Genomic DNA, 19253 nt, shown 5'->3' with positions numbered 1-19253 from the left:
ACAAGGATGGCGGATAAACGGCATAGGTATCCTCATGGCAAGAAAGAAAAATTGACGGACAAATAGGATTGTCTACTTGACAGATGCACGCACAGGGAAGTGACGGACAGAAAATCGCAACATCCCTGGCAAATGTCCGTCATCAAGCATAGATATGAATCCTCTATCTAATAGGTTTATCATTAATGTCTTTAAGCTTATCAACATCTGAACGAAATAGAAAAAGTGCTAAATATTTAAACTTGAATTTAAAGACTTTTTTGTCCTCCGAAAAAAGGAAGCCAGCATAGCATGTGCCTCTTCTAAATCAAACCTAACACCGTCCGGGAGATATTCTGGTTATGGTGATAAATTTGCATCAGTTGATTGATCATATCGAGATAAACGGCACTGATATCTGGATTGTGCTCTCTTTTATTAATCAAGTTATTAAAATGATCGAATTTAATATCCTTCTCCAATTGGCTGATAGCTGCTTGGTTTTGAATATTACTGCGCGCCAGCTGACGGCTCTCCTCTTTAAACGCCGTCAAAGAATCTGTATAAGATTGTTCAATAAACACTAATAATTCATCCAGCTGTTTCTGTTCCTCTGCGTCCAGAGAGATATTTTTTTCACTTACTTTCTCGGTTTTGCCGATAAAACGCATCACAATGTCGCCAATATGCTCGAGATCATTCAGAATGTTCAGCAGTTTCACTTCTTCATTAGATTGTTTATTAGTGAGATCGCGCTGGCCGAGTTTTAACAAATACTGCTGAATCTGAATATAGGAGCTGTCAATCATCTGTTCTGCCTGCTGAAGTTCACGCTTAGTGATGGTACCTTTGATATAAGCGGCTAATTGTTTAATCATTTTCCAGCGCACAAAATCAGCCAAGCGAAGAATCTCCTGCCTGCCATTGAGTAAGGCTTCTTCCGGGATATTTAACAAATTGTCATCCAGCTGTACTTGAAAGGCGGCCTCTGTTGTTTTGGGTGCTGGGAACACTTTTTTGAATAATTGCGCAATCCATGGCAGAAAAGGGAAAAATAATAGAGCAATACCTATGTTGAATAAGGTGTGGAAATGGGCAATCTGCCGCTCTGGGCTTCCAGGTAACAGACTAACCCATTTGCTGTAGATTAGTAAAAGCGACATCACTAGTACTACACCGATACCTTTAAAGAAAAAATAAAAGAGTGCTAGTTTCTTACCCTCTAACTTTGAAGACAGGCCAGAAAGAACGACCGGCAGTGTTGCACCTAAGTTAGCCCCAAGTACTAATGGCAGTACAGCCTGCAAGGTGAGAATATCTGATGTGACAAAGGCAATGCCAATCATAATCATTGCCGCACTGCTATGCAGCAAGGCAGTCAGTCCCGTGCTGACTAACATAAATAATAACGGATTCTCAGAAAGCTCAGCTAGGAAATGCAATACCACTTCATGGTCACTTAATGGTTCTAACGAAGAAGTGATCAGTCCAATTCCAAAAAAGATAAAGCCGATACTCAGCATGATGTGGCCTATCATCTTCCAGAGCTGTCGATGAATAAATATCAGAAAAACAGCACCCAAAAAAATGAAAACTGTCGAATACTGTGCCACATCGAATGTTAGAATTTGTACCGTGAGGGTAGTGCCAATAGCTGACCCCAGCACGATCCCAAAGGCTTGTGCCAGTGTGATCAATGAACCGCTGACAAGACTAACGACAAGAATATTGGTAACCGTACTGCTTTGTAAGAAAAAGGTGGCAGCGATGCCGCTCAAGAGGCCTTTCCAGCGTGTATTGGTAATAACAGCTAAAGATTTACGCATCTTAGCAGCTCCAACCTTTTGCAGGCCATTACTCAGCAGGTGGGTGCCGTATAGAAAAATTCCTAATCCGCCAAAAAAACCTAACAAACTAACTAACATATCTATTCCTCTTCCTAACTATTTTTTTGTACCAGCCCCATTGTAAAAGAAAACCGTCTCTTTATACGCCCTGGCTGCGTTCACCAAATGATCTCCCATTCGTTCTAAAAAACGGCTGATTATTACCATTTTAAGCTGGTTTTCAGTAAAATTAGCTTTCTTCTTAATTAATTTAGCCATGTGTTGATAGGTTTCCTTGTTCAATTCATTGACATGTTCATCATGATGTATGACGGCTTCCAGTTTATCTTCTTTATCATCATTAATCCCGATAATCAGCCAGTTGATCATCTCCTGTTCATAGTGAAAAAACTCACGAACTAATGGGCGAAACTCGACCGTATCAATCATGTCACTAATGGTGACAATATTTGCCAATTGATCACCCGCCCGTTCTAATTCACGAATGATGCGCCCCATAGAAAACAGCCATTTGATTTCTGTTGTATCCAACTGTTCTAAAGAAATAATTTCAATAATATACTTTTCTGTTTTTTTCTCGTGTTTATCAATAAAATCTTCGTTTTCAAGAATAATATTTTTGTTTTCTGCGGTGGGATGAAGCAGGAAATTATCAAACATTTGCATCATCTGATTGATGTTAGCTAAAATTTCTAACACTTCTTCTTTGATTTGTTTACGTCTTTGATCATGGTAATTCCTCCGGACAAGCATGCAGTCAACCTCCTATTTATCGCAGTGTAACTGGCTGTAAGACTCCTGCTTCAAGAAATAAGGGAGCACATTATTTCTAAGTAGGAGATCCAGCAGCCCGATTGGTTCAACTAACGTTCAGTGGGAGAAAAAACGTACCAAACCCCGACGTCTGCATTAGCATATCCTATGTGTCGAAACCCCACTGAACGAAGTTTCACTTTATTTGGCTCTTGGTAAAGAGATATATGTGTCAGGGGCGAAATTAATACAAGACAAAAAGACCCCTCAAACACACCCCTGTCTCATTATGTACAGGGGGGAGCTTATGTGGATCTCTGCTTCTCCATCCAAGTGTTAAATTATCTAATATTAAAACACATTAAGAAAGCGTTGTCAAAGATGAATTCTATCTTTACACAAGACAGACATACAAACATCTTATGTCATTTAAAGCATTCACGATAAAAATTAATATGACTGTTGACAAAGAAAATATATTCACTTATAATTCAGTATACAAAATCTAATTCCGTATACTGAACAAAAAAAGAGGTGGAAGAAGCATGAGAAAAAGCCATGTAGATCTGTCGGAAGAAGCATTATTGGCACAGATGAATGGTACCTTGATAGCTGACGCTGCAGTAGCTGTTTGGCATTTAGGGCAGTCTAGTCTTGTCTTAAAATCGCGAGGTATCGTTTGCTATTTTGACCCCTATCTATCCAATTATATCGAAGAGATGCAGTTTTTAGAACGTAATTTTCCGCCTCTTATATCCTCTAATCCAGTTGAAAATAATGATATTATTTTTATCTCCTTCTTACATCAGATGAACCCAGCAATACATGACCACATTCCACAAACCACCTTTGTTTGTCCAACCCGATGTACTCACGAATTAATAGAGCCTGGATAGTCTGTGACAATACGTATCAGGCTGTAAACCATCCGTAAAATACCCGTCTGCACAGGAATAACGGCTGCTAACACCCTGATGACAGTCTCACTCTACAGGTTAAAGGAAGGAAGTATAAGAAAATGAAAAAATATAGTGTTCCAGCATTAGAAAAAGCTATCGCCATTTTATCGATGATTGCCACTCGCAATCATAAAACCACGGTAACAGAAATTCATAAGCATCTGGAATTATCCAAAGCCACTGTTTTTACCATACTTAACGTACTGGAATCATATGATATGGTCAAAAAGAATAAGCAAGGCGAATACGAAATTGGTGTCAAACTATATGAACTTGGCATGTCTTACATGTCCAAAATAGATTTGGCTTCCGTGGCGAAGCCATATATGGAGGAATTAATGGAGTGCACAGGGTGCACGGTTCATTTAGGTGTATTAGACGAAGGGAAGGTGCTCTATGTAGCGAAGGAGGAACCAGATACTTTTATCAAGTTTTCTACCTTTCCGGGGTTAAAGTCAGACTTTCATATTACTAGTTTAGGCAAAGCGATAGCTGCCTATATGGATGAGGAAAAAGTGGATGAGATATTATCTGCTGAAGGGCTTCCACGGCATACTGATAAAACAGTGACAGATATAAATATGTTTAAACAAGCACTGAAAGAGATTAAAAAAGCCGGCTATGCCTTAGAAGATGAAGAAGGGGAGCTGGGAGTCCGATGTATTGGAGCACCTATTTTTAGCCACAAAGATGAAAGCGTTATAGGTGCAGTGAGTATTGCTAATCATACATCAAGATTACAGTTTGATGTCAGTGAGGATTTAATTCGTCAGGTGCAAGCGACGGCTAAGGCTATTTCCAGAAATTTAGGTTCAGTGTAAAAGCTGCCATAACAAGGAGGTTTTATCATGACAAGCAAGAATGAGCTAATGTATGCAGAGGCAAATGTCTATACTCCGGGTGGAGTGCATACATCTATTAGAAATGTCGCTCCTCATTTAATTTTCAAAGAGGCGAAAGGGCCGTATATCATTGATGCTGATGATAAGCAATATATTGATTATCAAGCAGCATTTGGCCCGATGATTTTGGGGCATAATCACCCTTATGTCAATCAACAGGTTATCGAAGCTATCGAGCGTACAGACCTATTCGGTGTCGGCACAACGGATTTAGAAATTACATTAAGTAAAAAGATCTGTAAGCATGTCCCGTCTGCGGAACAAGTCTTGTTTTGCAACTCTGGTTCAGAGGCAACATATCACGCTATCCGGCTGGCGCGTGCCGTGACAGAGAGACAGAAGCTGATCAAGTTTCAAGGGTGCTACCATGGCTGGCATGATTATGTTGCACGTAATATGCTGAGTGACTGGGATAAGGTTGGAAAGAGAGATCCAGGTTCTGCCGGCATGTTAGAGTCATCTATCGATCATACACTAGTTTGTCAGTTTAATAACTTAGAAGATGTCGAGAGAATACTGAGAGGAAATGCGGATGAAGTTGCGGCGATTATTGTAGAGCCTATCCCGCATAATATTGGCTGTGTATTACCAGAGGAGGGGTTTTTACAGGGATTAAGAAATCTTTGTGATCAGCATGGTGCATTACTTATTTTTGATGAAGTGATTACAGGATTTAGACATCATATAGGTGGCTATCAAAAGGTGAGCGGTGTCACACCTGATCTTACTACTTTGGGGAAAGCGATGGCCAATGGTTATCCGATGGCCGCAGTGGCAGGTAAGAAGCAGTATATGTCTCGGTATAACACGCAGCCTGGCGGGGATGTATGGTTTGCCGGCACCTATAATGGTCATGCAGTTGGTACCGCAGCTTCGATTGCTACGATTGAAATGTTGGAGAAGGAGCCGGTTCATCAACATATTTTTTGTTTAGGTAAGAAAATGCGCAACGGTATTGAGGAAATTCATCAACGACTAGGAATAGAGGCGGTTGTGGCGGGCTTTGGTTCGGTATGGACTACGTATTTTATGAGTGAACTGCCTAAGAATTATGATGATTTGCAGAACAATAACGGAGAACTGTATGTGGCCTACCGGAAAAAACTTATTGAAAAAGGTATTTTTAAAATGCCTATGAATCTTAAACGCAATCATATTAGTTACAGCCATACGGATGAATTAGTCGATCAGACCCTTGATATAATTGAAAGCGTTCTTTTCGATCTGCATAGTAAATAAGGAGGATTGTTAGATGAAAATTACCGATGTCAAGACATATATAGATGGTAACGACTGGAAAAACTGGGTGTTTACACAGGTGGAAACAGATGAAGGGGTAACAGGCCTTGGTGAAGCAACGCTAAACGGGTTTGCCAAAACAACGGAAGCTGCTGTCCATGAATTAAAAAGATTGGTTATTGGCAGAGATCCTTTTGATGTAGAGGATATATCACTGCGTTTATTTCGAGATTATTATTCTGATGGGGGACAGGTACAGGGAGCAGCTCTCGCTGGTATCGAGTATGCCTGCTGGGATATTAAAGGAAAGGCGCTTGGATTACCGGTGTATAAACTGCTGGGAGGGAAATGCCACCACAAGTTACGGGCTTATGCCAATGGCTGGTATCGTACGGACAGTACACCGGATAATTTTTATAAGAATGCAACAAAGGTAATCAAAAAAGGGTATACAGCATTGAAATTTGATCCTTTTGGAGCTGCGTGGCGCACAGTCGATCGCACCTCATTTAATCATGCTATTGAAAATATTGCTGCCGTTAGGGAAGCAGTGGGTAACGAGGTGGATATTCTGATTGAAGGACATAACCGCTTTACGGTACAGACGGCTTTGCAGTTTGCTGAGGCAATGAAACCATATCATCCATCTTGGTTTGAGGCGCCTGTCCCGCCACAAAAAATATCTGCGATGGTGGAAGTAGCCAAACGCAGCCCTGTGCCGATCGCTTGTGGAGAGGATTATTACTGCCGTGAACAATTTTCAGAATTGCTGGCTCATCATGCAGTAGATATTATTCAGTTAGAGCCGCAATATTTAGGATTGACAGCGGCCAAGCAAGTAGCAGCGATGGCACATGCAAATAATGGAGTGATTGCTCCTCATAGTGCACAAGGTCCATTATGTTCGCTGGTATGTGCTCATTTGAATAGTGCTACACCTAATTTTTATTTGCATGAAATTTTTGATGACTTTAATAGTGATTGGACCAAGCAATTGCTGACACATCCCGTCCAAGTGGAGAATGGCTATATTACAGTGAGTGACCGCCCTGGCTGGGGAACGGAATTGAATCTGGAGATAGTGAAGCAGCATCCTTATCAGCATAATAACTTTTTACCCCTTTTTTCAGAAGGTTGGGAGAAGCGGCAGGCCGTTAAAGAAACGGGATACTAGAGCATAGGGAGAGAAGCGTATATGGGTAACTTAAGAATAGGCATTGCTGGTTTAAACAGGGGAAGACATTTTTATGAAGATTTTACAAAAGTGGATGGAGCTGATGTGATTGCAGTTATGGATCCTAATCAAGAAGTGCTGCAAGCATTCTGTTCCAAGTATAAAGCAGTCAAGGCGCTGACAGATTATCAAGACTTACTGGATAGTGATATTGATGCAGTGGTTATTGCTTCTCCCATCCAGCTGCATGTCGAGCAAGCTGTGGCAGCACTTGAGCGGAATATTCATGTTTTGTCAGAAGTAACAGCAGCTACTAAATTGTATGATTGTATGATCTTATTGGAAGCAGCTAGGAAAAGTAAAGCACAGTATATGATGGCAGAGAACTATTGTTATATTAGGGAAAATATCGCTGTTCGCAACATGGTGAAGGCTGGTTTATTTGGTGAACTGTATTATGCGGAAGGGGAATACCTGCATAATGTAGTAGATCTTTATTCGACGGCGGCAGGTGAACCTACTTGGCGGCTGGAAGAGATAGCATCTAAACGAGGAGCGATATATGGCACGCATAGTCTGGGACCTATTATCAATTGGTTTGATTCTCGAGTAATCTCTGTTAATTGTCTTGGTTCCGGATCACACACCGTACCAGCCTATAAAAACGATGACAGTACGATCATGTTATGCCGAACGGAAAGCGGCGGACTGATTAATATTAGACTGGATACGATATCCAACAGGCCGCATAACATGGGATATTATACGCTGCAGGGGACCAAGGGCTGTTATGAAGCCCCGAGAGTTCCAGGTGGGGAGCACCGCGTTTGGTTAAAAGATTATGCTGCTTCTAGTGAAGAGTGGTTACCCTTAGCCAATTTCTATAAGGCCTTTCTCCCAAAGGAGCTGATTGATTTTCCGGAGGCAGCGAAAACCTCCCATCATTGGGGCGCTGACTATTTTATGGTGAAGGACTTTGTTAGGTGTATCAGAGAGGGGAGACCTGTACCAATAGATATTTATCGTTCCTTGGAATTCACTTTGCCAGGAATTATGTCACAAGCATCGATTGCACACGGCGGGGTGCCTGTCACGGTTCCAGATGTACACAAATGGTAAATATGGAGGAGGTAATATGAAGACAAATTTCCCAAAAATCAATCTTGATCGAGTGATTAATGACACCGTTAGGCTCTCGGAAATACAGGATACGGCAGGTAATACACAACAGATTGCTGTCCTGTATCAACAGTTGCTTGAAGAGGCAGGATGTCAGGATGTGCAGAAATACGAGCTAATACCAAGTAATCCTACTTTAATTGCAAGATATAGCAATCCAAACCCATCTAAGGGAAAAACAATTATTTTTAACGGCCATATGGATGTAGTGACTTTAGGTCATGAAGCACCTTTTGTCGAAAACGGTAAGATTTATGGAAGAGGGACTTGTGATATGAAGGGTTCACTGGCCTGTATGTTAGAGGTAATCAGACTTATTTCTTCATCTAAGCTAGATTTTGATGGTGAAATAATCATCATTGCCAATAGTATGCATGAAAGCCCAAATGGCAGAGGAGAAGATTTATCTGCGCTGTCAAAGAGTGGAAAAGTAAAAGCAGATGCAGCAGTAGTGATGGAAGGTGCGACCTATGATTGTACCATCGCCCAACTGGGATCGGCTACTTTCACTATTACCATTGAGCGGGAAGGAGAGCCAAGCCACCAGCTTTTTACACCGGCAGGTACGGTTCATCCGATTTCTGTGTTGGCAGAGGTAATTAAGCGTATCGAACAAGCGAATCATCGACTGTTATGTACACCAGTGGAAGGAGTAGGAAATCCATCTTATTTTATAGGGAGTGTCCACAGCGGAGAGTTTTATAATCAAATGCCCAACAAGGCATGTATCGAAGGTGTGAGAAGGTATGGGCCAGAGGAGTCCTATCAAGAGGTATACAAGGAATTAACAGATGTCCTGCAACAAGTATCCCGTAAGACAGGTGCTGATATATCCCTTGATATGAAAAAGGTCAGGGATGGTTATCGAATCGAGCCAGACGAAGAGATTGTAGCAGCCTTAAGAAGGTCGGTAAAAAAGATCCGACATATCGATATTCCATTGGCGGGCAAGCAATTAGTTACTGATGCAAGTATTTTCGTGAACGAAATGGACATTCCGACTGTCTGTTACGGTCCAGATCAATCAAGGGCTCATAATAAGGTAGAGTATGTAAGAATTGATGAATTAGAGAAAACAATTCATATTTATCTGCAGCTTTTAAAAGAATATACAGGGTTAAAGCTATAGAGGAGGATAAGGCAGATGATGGAGGGTAAAACAGTACTGGTTACCGGGGCTGCCAGAGGAATTGGCAAGGCTATTGCAGAACGTTTCCTCCAGAAGCAGGCAGATGTTGTTTTTCTGGATAAAGATAAAGATTTGTTACGACAGACAATCGCAGAACAGCCACTAAACAGCCAACTTGCTATTGCCAGAGTGTGTGATATAACAGATGAAGCGCAAGTGAAAACAGCGGTTCAGTCTATTTGGGAGGAAATGGGGAAAATTGACGTATTAATTAACAATGCTGGTTTAGCAAGACGCGAGGATTTTCTTGATATCGATTTAGCCAACTGGGATCAAATCATGAATGTGAACCTTAGAGGTACATTTGTAATAAGTCAGCTGGTAGCTAAGAAAATGCTGCAGCATCAGCAGCGAGGTTCGATTGTTAATATTACCTCAAAAAATGGATTAGCAGGCAGCGGAAAATTGAGTCATTATAATACATCAAAAGCAGGTGTTCATATGCTTACACAATCAATGGCCGTGGAATTAGCAGCACATGGCATTCGTGTCAATGCTGTAGCACCCGGTTTTATCGATACGCCATTAGATCAATCATTGAAGCAGCAAGAGCAGATTGATGACGTGACACGGCATACACCTATGAAACGGATGGGAACTTGTCAGGAAGTAGCAAATGGTGTTTATTTTCTAGCCTCTGATGACGCTTCCTATATAACGGGTACCACGCTGGTGATAGATGGCGGACATTTAGCAAATGCAAGTGAATTTTAATAAGAGGAGGATAAAAAATGAAGTTGTTGACTATAAAAACCGATAAAGGAAATGAAGTAGGACTGCAAACCGCAAAAGGAATGATCAATGTCACAAAAGAAATACCGGCCATTCATGCTGTACTCGATATTATCCAAAGTGGAGATCCTGCTTTAAAAGAAATTGCTCAGCTGCAAGAACGTGCGGAAGAGGGATATATAGAGGCCGTAAATGAGGATCAAGTAAGGTTTGCTTCATGCATAGCCAATCCAGAGAAGATTATTTGTGTAGGATTAAACTATCAGAAACATGCGGAAGAAGCCAATAAAGAGATTCCCACTTCACCTATCTTGTTCAATAAATATAATAATGCTTTAACTGGCCATAACGAGGATATTGATTTCCCTGTTGTATCAGATCAGGTTGATTATGAAGCAGAGTTGGCGATTGTGATTGGGAAAGAGGCGAAAGAAGTGGATCAATTGGAAGCACTGGATTATGTATTTGGTTATTGTTGTGCGAATGACTTATCGGCACGAGATCTGCAAATGAAAACAGGTCAGTGGCTGCTTGGAAAAAGCTTGGATGGTTTTTGTCCATTAGGGCCGTATCTGGTAACAAAAGACGAAATAGATAATCCAGATCAGCTGGAAATCAGCTGTTATGTAAATGGCGAGTTGCGGCAACATTCTAATACAAAAGATATGATCTTTAACTGCAAAGAAATAATTAGCTATATTTCGCAGCATATGACGCTGCTTCCAGGGGATGTTATCCTAACCGGTACCCCTGAAGGAGTCGTGTTAGGAAATACTGCTTCAGGCAGGAAATGGCTGCAGCCGGGCGACGAAATGATCGTAGAGATTGAACGTCTTGGAAAGTTATCCAATACCTTCATTAAATAGTTTGTTGTAATCAATCTAATGTTAGCGACCGTTTTTATGGGATGAATCTGACTTTCTGTGCTTATCTATTGGGGGTGAGACGATGAATAAGAAGAAATTTACCAAAGAAGTAAAGTTATTCGGTATGGGAATCCTGTACCTGCTTCCAACTTTCGTTATTTTGAGTGTGTTTCTGTTTTATCCAATATGGAAGACATTTCAGTTTAGTTTTTCTGACGTATTGGACGGAGGAATAGTGGATGAATTTGTAGGTTTGAAACATTATCTAGCTTTATTCGATTCATCCTCCTTTTTAAACAGTATTAAAGTTTCTTTCCAATTTGTTCTGTATACCGTGCCAATAACCATTATTCTATCCCTTTTTTTAGCAGTTATTGCAAATGAAAAACTGAAAGGATCGAGATTCTTCCAAATGATCTTTTCATCTCAGCTAGGCATTTCTGGAGCTGCTAGTTCTGCCATTCTGTTGTTCTTTTTTCATCCCACATTAGGAACAATCAATAATGTGCTAGGCTTTTTTGGAATACCGAATATACAATGGCTGACTTCCCCTGACTGGGCTTTGTTCTCTGTTGCATTAGCGACCGTATGGATGGGACTAAGCCTGAATTTTATTTTATTACTAGGCGGTTTGCAAAATATTTCAGTAGATTTATATGAAAGCTCAACAGTAGATGGGGCAGGTTACTGGACCAAGCTGTTTAAAATAACCCTTCCTTTACTAAGTCCCGTGTTATTCTTTGTCACGATTATAAATTTTATTAATGCTTTTCAATCCTTTGGTCAGATCCATATTTTGACGGAAGGGGGGCCGAGTGAGGCAACTAACTTAATTGTATATTCTATTTACAGGGAGTCTTTCATGTATGGGAACTATGGTTTTGCTAGCGCACAAGCAGTAGTGCTGTTTCTGATTACATTGTTTGTCACCCTCATTCAATTTAAGGTCGGCGAAAGGAGAGTGCATTATCAGTGATGAAAAAAATGATTTTGTACATTTTGCTGACTATTAGTGCATTTTTCATGTTTGCACCTATACTTTATGCCTTTTCCGTAAGTTTTATGTCTGCTAGTGATATAAATAATGCGGCCATTCTGCCATCCAGTCTGTCGTTAGATGCTTATCAAGAAGCAGCAAATCGGATCCCACTTCTGCAATTCTTAGCTAACAGTTTCTTGATTGCTACATCTGTCATGATAGGGCAAATTATCCTTTGCAGTTTAGCCGCATATGCCTTTGTGTTTATCCCCTTTAAGGGAAAGAATGTCTTGTTTATTTTGCTGTTAAGTACGATGTTAATTCCATTTGAGTCAACAATTGTACCTAACCATGTCACCATGATTAACTTAGGCTGGCTCGATACGTATCAATCATTGATTGTACCAACCATTGTTACACCATTTGGCGTGTTTCTGTTAAGGCAGCATTTCTTAACAATGCCAAAGGAACTTTGGGATGCAGCGCAAATGGACGGGTGTTCTTACTTTAGATACTATTTATCATTTGCACTGCCATTGTCTAAAGCAACACTGGGAGCTTTGAGTATTTTTGCGTTTATCTCTTCTTGGAACAGTTATTTGTGGCCGCTTATTATGACGAGTAATGATAATGTACGTCCGATTCAGATAGGGCTGAAAATGCTTGTCAGTTCACAAGCTTCGACCAATTGGCCGATTGTGATGGCAGGGGCGATTATCGCGCTGGTTCCTACTTTAATCATTCTATTCCTTGGCCTCAAATATATCAGAAGAGGCCTGCTTTCCGGCTCGATCAAGGGATAATCAGATTAAAGTGCGTGCCCAAAAATGAATGAACCAAAAAAGGAGGTTAACTAGAATTTTCGTAGGTAGTGGTATCTGTCAGGACATGTTGGTTTGGAACCATCTCTTCAATGATAACCACAAATGAAAGGATGTTAATGATGAAAAAAACAGTAGGGGTTTTGATTATAGCTGGTCTGATCATGACAGCTTGCAGTAACCAGAATGGGGAAACATCCACTACAGAAGACGGGAAGGTAGTGATCGATTTTTGGCACAACCTAGATGGGGATAATGCCCAAACATTAGAAGGTATGATTCATGCGTTTAATGAACAATCTGATACGGTGGAAGTGAATCCTTCGTTCCAGGATAATATTCAGCAGCAATTACGAACCGTTGGAAATACAGATTCTGCTCCAGCTGTATTTCTAGGAGGAGATAATGCTTATTATAGTCAAAGCGGTTATATCGTTCCTATTGAAGATATGATTGAGCAAGATGATGCCTTCCAGAAGGAGGATTTAAATGAAGCTGTGCTGGAAAACCATTCTTTAGATGGAAAGTTAAATGGCATGCCGTTTAATGTCTTTGTGTCTTTGCTGTTTTATAATGTAGAAATGTTTGAAGAGGCTGGATTAGATCCTGCATCGCCCCCTACCACATTTAGCGAGGTGCAAGCAGCAGCCTCAGAATTAACCAATGATCCGATAAAAGGATTTTCCATTCCGATTAATACATCGTTCATTTATAATCTTTTTGCCGTACAAAATGAACTGGTATACGATAATGATAATGGCCGTTTAGGAGAAGCGCCTACCCAGACTTTCTTAAATTCACCTGTTGGAGAGGAAATTTTTGCATGGATTGATGATATGAATCAGGCTGGGAATTTTGGGAATTATGGCCGGACTTGGTCTAATACACAGTTAGCTTTTTCATCTGGTGAATTAGCCATGTATTTAGACTCTTCTGCTGTAACAGGTATTTGGTTAGAAACGCTGGACTTTGAATTTGCTACAGCACCGATGCCGGTTCCTGATGGAGAAGAATGGGCAGGTGTCAATCAAGTAGGTTCACAGCTGTGGCTTTCCAGTAATTCGACAGAAGAAGAAATAGATGCCGGCTGGAAGTTTATCAAATATATGGTCAGCCCTGAGGTGCAATCAGAATGGTCCGCTTCCACAGGATATGTACCTGTTACAACTGCTGCTGTCGATATTTCTCCTCTAAAGGAAACATATGAAGAACATGAACAGTTTCGAATAGCATATGACGCTTTAATTAATACAGATCCATCTCCAGCAACTGCCGGTCCGTCACTGGAACAGCTGGATATTGATGAGCAAATTGCCCAGGCCTTTGAGAAACTGGTGCAAGGTGAAGATATTAGCAGTGTGTTGGAGGAAGCAGAAACTAGCGTAAACAATATTTTGACAGAATAATTGATTTTTACAGCTGCTCTCTAGCACAGGGCAGCCCTTTTTACGAAGGGAATTGTTGATAAAGGGGAAGAAATATAGCATAAGCAGTATTTTCTATGCATAAACTATCCATAAACAAGGCATGATGGCAAATCTGCTCATGTAAATATTTTATAAAGATTTACTGCTAATCCTTGCAATTTGGAAAGCGTTTGCTATAATGATAGAAAATTAAATAACTCTAAGAGTCTAAAGAGAAGATGGAGTTGGATATATACCTTTTAGAGAAAGGTATATCTAATTTGCCTGCTTCTTTTTTTATTTGTATTCGACTTGCTGAGCTCGACAAGGTGTTTCGATATATATCAGGCAAGGCACCGCTGCGGCTGGCCGTTTCGCTTTTCGACGTACAGGACGTACTAGTGCAGACGTTACGATATTAGTCTGCCGAGGATTCCTTTATCTCAGTTATAACCGTCCATTCCCTACGTTTTTATTCAGCGCTTGTCACTTTTTCAACAGGAGTCGAAACGATCGGCATCCGCTGTGGTTTGATTCTACAACGTTAGAGAGTCTTAACATGTTAGATCTCCACGATGCTAGTTCATTAAGAAATGATAAATAGATAACAGAAGTTTAAAAAGTATTCTATAATTAATTTATTTCTAGGAAGGAGCAACAAACATGGTTCTTAATTTTGCACATATGGGTTCATTAACAGAGGCACCGGAGAATACGATACCTTCTATTCAGAAGGCTCTGGAGCATAAGACGAAAGCGATCGAATTGGATGTCCAGCTGACGAAAGATAAGCAGCTGGTCGTGGTTCATGACCGGACATTGGAAAGGTATAATCCTAATTTCACGAAAAATATAAGGGAGTATACAATGGAAGAAATTTATCAGGTGGATGTAGGCTCAGCGTTTTCTGAAGCATTTAAAGGAACATCTTTTGTTACTTTAGAGGAAATACTCGAATTGTTACCAGAAGATATTATCCTAAATATTGAGATTAAACATGCAAAAGTTCATCAGGGAATCGAAGCGATGCTGATCGACCGTTTGCAGAACCACAATCTTGAAGATCAGACGATTATTTCAGCTTTTGACCATAATTCTTTAAGAAAGGTACAGCGAATAGCGCCTAATATCAGAGTTGGCCTGTTATATCTTCACCATCTTCCACAACTGTGGGATCATGTAAAACAAAGCAGTCTGGAAGTATATAGTGTCCACCCTTCCCAAGATTGGACCGATCAACAAATCATAGAGGAGTGTCATAAGCTTGGCTGTAAGGTATTTCCTTTTACAGTGAATGATTTGGAACGATATGATCAGCTGCGAAGCTATGGTGTAGATGGGGTATTTACAGATAATCCCCACATCTTCTCGATTTCCAGTCAGAATAAGCTGTAATAATCAGAAGGTTTGATAATACGTCAGAGCACTTGCTTGTACCTGTTTTAGAGTGCAAAAAAATGGGGCAGCAGCTTAGCTGGGGAGTGGTTTATGTTGGGATAGGGTGAGAGGGCGGGTCAGCTTCTTATTTGAGCTGACCTGATCTCCATCCTACAAATCCAAGTTCCAAAGCTTTGGATTTCCGGTTGAAATAGCTAACGCACCAGCACGGAGGCCTTGCAGGATGTCTTGTTTTGTACTGATTAAACCGCCAGAAATAATAGGCAAGTGTGTCTTTTGGGTTAGCTTATCGATAATAACAGGCATAATACCTGGCAGAACTTCAATCGCATCAGGATTGCACTTGTGGGCAATTTCAATCCCTTTGTCCAGACCGCTGTGATCAATCAAAAAGATGCGCTGAATGGTCATTAATCCCTCTTCGCGTGCACTTTTGATTAATCCACTTTTTGTGGTAATAATACCGTCTGGCTTCCATTTCTCAGCAATAAATCGTAAAGCACTGTGTGAATTGGCCAATCCATCGATGAAATCCATGTGCAGGAATATTTTCTTGCCGGCTTGCTTTAATCGTTTAATGTAGTCTCCAGTACTCATTAAGTCGCCAATCAGCAGGAACGTAATATTAGCTTGTGAATGGATAGCTTTATCTATATCTTCTGGTTTTTTTATAGAGGCAATAACCTGTGATTGGACCATATCTGTAATTTGATGCATGATAGCGCTTCCCCCTCCGAAAAATTTAGTTGTATGACCTTATAGTGTGTGTGCCGCAACAATAAGAATCGATACTTACATGGTGATTAATACTATCGTAGCATATTTGCGTTTCAAATAAAATGAAGTAGGTTGTACGTCCTTCACAATCTGAATGTGATAGTTAAATATGCTTTGAAATGACGATATTTGGCCCGAATAAAGTGAGGAACAATGTAAACATAATGTAAAAAGTAAAACAGCTACTTGCATTTTCAAAGGCATTTGCTATAATGTAAGCAATTAAATAACTCTAAGAGTCTTAAGAGAAGATAGAGTTGGATATATACCTTTTCAGAAAAAAGGTGTGTCTAATTTCCTATCTTCTCTTTTTCTATTTTATTAGAATTTTTAGGAATAAAAGTAAAAAAATAGATGTTAATAGCCTCGAAAAAAGGGGGCTATTAGGAACTATTATTTCCAGTAGGAAGGAATAATAGTTATTTACAATTTATTTACTGTCACTTTATTTGGGATTAATAGCGGTTTTCTAAACTAGATATCTAGATAACCGTTTAATGGACAAAAGAATCATCACCATGCACAAACTAGGGAAAGTGGTTTGTTTCACCCTAGTACAAGTCTGTAAAACACTTATCTGCAAACAAGGAGTAAAACAGAATAGCTTAGGTGAGCGATAACGGACGCTAACACCCCGGTTAGGCCCAGCGGAGAGTGAAGAAAAACCCGCTGTGCAGAGTTTCAATTTATATAAGAGGCTGTTCAAAAAGCCTAATAAAAGTGACACATCAAATTTTTTGGACAGGCTCTATAAAATAAATGGTTTGTCAGTTAAATGAGAAGGGGGTTGATAAAATTGTATGTCGTGTGAACAGAGGAATGATTAGCTGTTGCTTGTTTGTCAAAGGAAAGTTCAAGGGAACAACGTGGAATGTGAAGTTGATAAAACGGAGAATATCTGTTGATGGTACATTTGTTGTTGAACGAGACAGTTTGTGGAATGGATCCGATCAATCAGTGTTTTTTCATTGGGCGAATGAGGTGGTAGCAACAATGATTAATTACCTTGACATTTCTCGGGTTTGGATTGCGACATATGATATTGACAGTAATAGATTTCATAATCAATCACATAAAGTAAGCCTCGCAAAGAAGGAGTCTTACAGACAGCTGCACTGTGATAAAACTAGTTCTTGTAAAAAGTGAATGTTGGGGAAGGTGTGATTCTATTGAAACCTAAGGAGACTGCGGATGAGATATTAGGTAGCACAAAGCAAGACAAAAGCGGTTCTGCGTTGAAACGGGAATCCCGTTTAAAAAGCATACGTAAGAATTGGGATTTATATTTATTGATCTTACCAGTTATCTTATATTTTTTGATCTTTAAATATTACCCAATGTATGGTGCTCAAATTGCATTTAAGAACTTCCTGGCAGTAGAAGGGATTACCGGCAGTCCATGGGTAGGGTTTGAGCATTTTATCCGCTTTTTTGACAGTTTCTATTTTTGGCGGCTAATTAGAAATACCTTACTTATTGGATTGTATGAACTGGCACTTGGGTTCCCCATTCCAATTATTTTAGCATTGATGATCAATGAGGTGAAGAACAAGCGCTTTAAACAAATTGTACAAACAGTAACCTATGCACCACACTTTCTATCCACTGTAGTAGTGGTGGCCTTGCTCTTTATGCTGCTGTCGCCAGTCACTGGTGTAGTGAACAATATTATTGCAGCTTTTGGCGGTGAGCCAATCGCCTTTATGACAGAGCCAGGTTGGTTTAAGACGACATATGTGTTGTCAGGGGTCTGGCAGACGATGGGTTGGAGTTCGATTATCTATTTAGCAGCCCTTGCCGGTATTGACCCGCAGCTGAAAGAGGCGGCCATGATTGATGGAGCTTCAAAGATGCAGCAAATATGGCATATCAACTTACCGGCCATTAAACCAACGATTATTATCATGCTGATTCTTCAATGTGGAAGTATCTTTGGTGTTGGTTTCGAGAAGATATTCTTGATGCAAAATAATCTGAATATGGCAGCTTCTGATGTCATAGCTACCCATGTCTATCGTGCCGGTATACTGGGATCGCAATATAGTTATTCCACGGCGATCGGGCTGTTCGAATCGGTGATTAATTTTACGATTTTGATCATTGTGAACTATATAGCCAGAAAAGTGAATAAAGTCAGTCTATGGTAAAAAGTGAGGTGAGAAAGGTCCATGTTTTCTAAATTGAGTAAAGGTGATGTGACATTTACAGTAATTAACTATGCTCTATTATGTTTAGTCGTTTGTCTGATGATCTATCCACTAGTTTATGTAGTCAGTTCGTCTATCAGTAATCCGGAAAAGATGCTGCTGGGAGAATTATGGCTGTTTCCGAAGGATTTAACTTTGGATTCGTACGTGTTGGCATTTAAAAATTCTGATATATGGATGGGTTACCGCAATACCATTTTCTATACGGTATTAGGGACATTGATTAATCTAACACTGTCGATCATGATTGCTTATCCATTATCAAGAAGTGATTTCTATGGCCGCGGTGTAATTACGGCGTTTATTATCTTCACGATGTTTTTTAGCGGGGGTATGATCCCTACCTACCTGCTTGTAAGAGATTTAGGAATGGTAGATACGATCTGGGCTGTAACGATACCTGGAGCTGTATCTGTATATAACGTGATTATTATGCGGACCTTTTTTCAGGGGATTCCCGAGGAAATACGTGAAGCAGCAGCGATTGATGGTTCTACCAACCTGCACTTTTTGTGGAAGATTGTCTTACCTTTATCTACTCCGATCATTGCTGTAATGGCGCTGTTCTATGGGGTAGGTCATTGGAATTCCTATTTTGATGCGTTGATTTACCTGCAAGATTCAGGGAAATTTCCGCTGCAGTTGTTTTTAAGGCAGATGTTGATACAAGATGACATGACCGCTATGTCAACATCGGGAACAGATGGAGTGGCACAACACATCTTACGAGTGGAAGGATTGAAATACGCCGTGGTGCTGATTGCCAGTTTACCTATGTTGATTGTCTATCCCTTCCTGCAAAAATATTTTATTAAGGGTGTCATGATTGGTTCATTGAAAGGATAA

The 19253-nt window shown here is 40.2% G+C and carries 17 protein-coding genes; 14 read left to right on the top strand and 3 right to left on the bottom strand.

Annotated elements, in window-relative coordinates:
- Positions 1–302: 302 nt before the first annotated feature.
- Positions 303–1904 (bottom strand): Na/Pi cotransporter family protein, encoded by a 1602-nt coding sequence (locus JOD18_RS20060; protein ID WP_204670906.1) that lies wholly within the window; start codon positions 1902–1904, stop codon positions 303–305.
- An 18-nt stretch (positions 1905–1922) separates the two neighbouring features.
- On the bottom strand, positions 1923–2579 hold the full coding sequence (locus JOD18_RS20055) for a PhoU domain-containing protein (protein ID WP_204670905.1): 657 nt from the start codon (positions 2577–2579) through the stop codon (positions 1923–1925).
- Positions 2580–3124: 545 nt separating this feature from the next.
- Between JOD18_RS20055 and JOD18_RS20050 the strand changes: the two genes are divergently transcribed.
- The 12 genes from JOD18_RS20050 to JOD18_RS19995 all read left to right on the top strand — a co-directional run bounded on the left by JOD18_RS20050 (position 3125) and on the right by JOD18_RS19995 (position 15420).
- Positions 3125–3475, top strand: a complete 351-nt coding sequence (locus JOD18_RS20050) for a hypothetical protein (RefSeq protein ID WP_204670904.1) — start codon at positions 3125–3127, stop codon at positions 3473–3475.
- A gap of 122 nt (positions 3476–3597) precedes the next feature.
- Positions 3598–4359 (top strand): IclR family transcriptional regulator, encoded by a 762-nt coding sequence (locus JOD18_RS20045; RefSeq protein WP_204670903.1) that lies wholly within the window; start codon positions 3598–3600, stop codon positions 4357–4359.
- 27 nt (positions 4360–4386) lie between these two features.
- Positions 4387–5679 carry an aspartate aminotransferase family protein gene (locus tag JOD18_RS20040; RefSeq protein WP_204670902.1) on the top strand — a complete coding sequence of 431 codons (1293 nt, stop codon included), beginning with the start codon at positions 4387–4389 and terminating at the stop codon, positions 5677–5679.
- Positions 5680–5692: 13 nt separating this feature from the next.
- Positions 5693–6853 (top strand): mandelate racemase/muconate lactonizing enzyme family protein, encoded by a 1161-nt coding sequence (locus tag JOD18_RS20035; protein WP_204670901.1) that lies wholly within the window; start codon positions 5693–5695, stop codon positions 6851–6853.
- 21 nt (positions 6854–6874) lie between these two features.
- Complete coding sequence (locus JOD18_RS20030; protein WP_204670900.1) at positions 6875–7972, top strand: Gfo/Idh/MocA family protein; 1098 nt, start codon at positions 6875–6877, stop codon at positions 7970–7972.
- A gap of 16 nt (positions 7973–7988) precedes the next feature.
- The gene (locus JOD18_RS20025; RefSeq protein WP_204670899.1) at positions 7989–9161 is read left to right on the top strand and encodes a M20 family metallopeptidase; all 1173 of its coding nucleotides are present in this window, start codon (positions 7989–7991) and stop codon (positions 9159–9161) included.
- A 15-nt stretch (positions 9162–9176) separates the two neighbouring features.
- A complete protein-coding gene (locus tag JOD18_RS20020; RefSeq protein ID WP_204670898.1) occupies positions 9177–9935 on the top strand; it encodes an SDR family NAD(P)-dependent oxidoreductase in 759 nt (252 codons plus the stop codon).
- Positions 9936–9952: 17 nt separating this feature from the next.
- Entirely contained in the window at positions 9953–10819 is an 867-nt protein-coding gene (locus JOD18_RS20015; protein ID WP_204670897.1) for a fumarylacetoacetate hydrolase family protein, read from the top strand.
- Between the two features lie 82 nt (positions 10820–10901).
- Complete coding sequence (locus JOD18_RS20010) at positions 10902–11795, top strand: carbohydrate ABC transporter permease (RefSeq protein WP_204670896.1); 894 nt, start codon at positions 10902–10904, stop codon at positions 11793–11795.
- Positions 11795–12601 carry a carbohydrate ABC transporter permease gene (locus tag JOD18_RS20005; protein ID WP_239588259.1) on the top strand — a complete coding sequence of 269 codons (807 nt, stop codon included), beginning with the start codon at positions 11795–11797 and terminating at the stop codon, positions 12599–12601. Before JOD18_RS20010 ends, JOD18_RS20005 begins: the two co-directional genes overlap by 1 nt.
- Before the next feature lie 140 nt (positions 12602–12741).
- Complete coding sequence (locus JOD18_RS20000; RefSeq protein ID WP_204670894.1) at positions 12742–14025, top strand: ABC transporter substrate-binding protein; 1284 nt, start codon at positions 12742–12744, stop codon at positions 14023–14025.
- A gap of 663 nt (positions 14026–14688) precedes the next feature.
- Positions 14689–15420 carry a glycerophosphodiester phosphodiesterase gene (locus JOD18_RS19995; RefSeq protein ID WP_204670893.1) on the top strand — a complete coding sequence of 244 codons (732 nt, stop codon included), beginning with the start codon at positions 14689–14691 and terminating at the stop codon, positions 15418–15420.
- 153 nt (positions 15421–15573) lie between these two features.
- Here JOD18_RS19995 and JOD18_RS19990 read toward each other — a convergent pair whose 3' ends face one another.
- A complete protein-coding gene (locus tag JOD18_RS19990; RefSeq protein ID WP_204670892.1) occupies positions 15574–16140 on the bottom strand; it encodes a glycerol-3-phosphate responsive antiterminator in 567 nt (188 codons plus the stop codon).
- 1295 nt (positions 16141–17435) lie between these two features.
- Here JOD18_RS19990 and JOD18_RS19985 point away from each other — a divergent pair.
- Together JOD18_RS19985 and JOD18_RS19980 are read left to right on the top strand one after the other, a co-directional pair.
- Positions 17436–18347, top strand: coding sequence for an ABC transporter permease (locus JOD18_RS19985; protein ID WP_239588258.1), 912 nt, complete (start codon positions 17436–17438; stop codon positions 18345–18347).
- Between the two features lie 21 nt (positions 18348–18368).
- Positions 18369–19253, top strand: a complete 885-nt coding sequence (locus tag JOD18_RS19980) for a carbohydrate ABC transporter permease (protein WP_204670891.1) — start codon at positions 18369–18371, stop codon at positions 19251–19253.

This window comes from Gracilibacillus alcaliphilus (assembly GCF_016909015.1).
Taxonomy (GTDB): Bacteria; Bacillota; Bacilli; order Bacillales; family Amphibacillaceae; genus Gracilibacillus; species Gracilibacillus alcaliphilus.
This window is presented reverse-complemented; position numbering and strand designations above follow the sequence as displayed.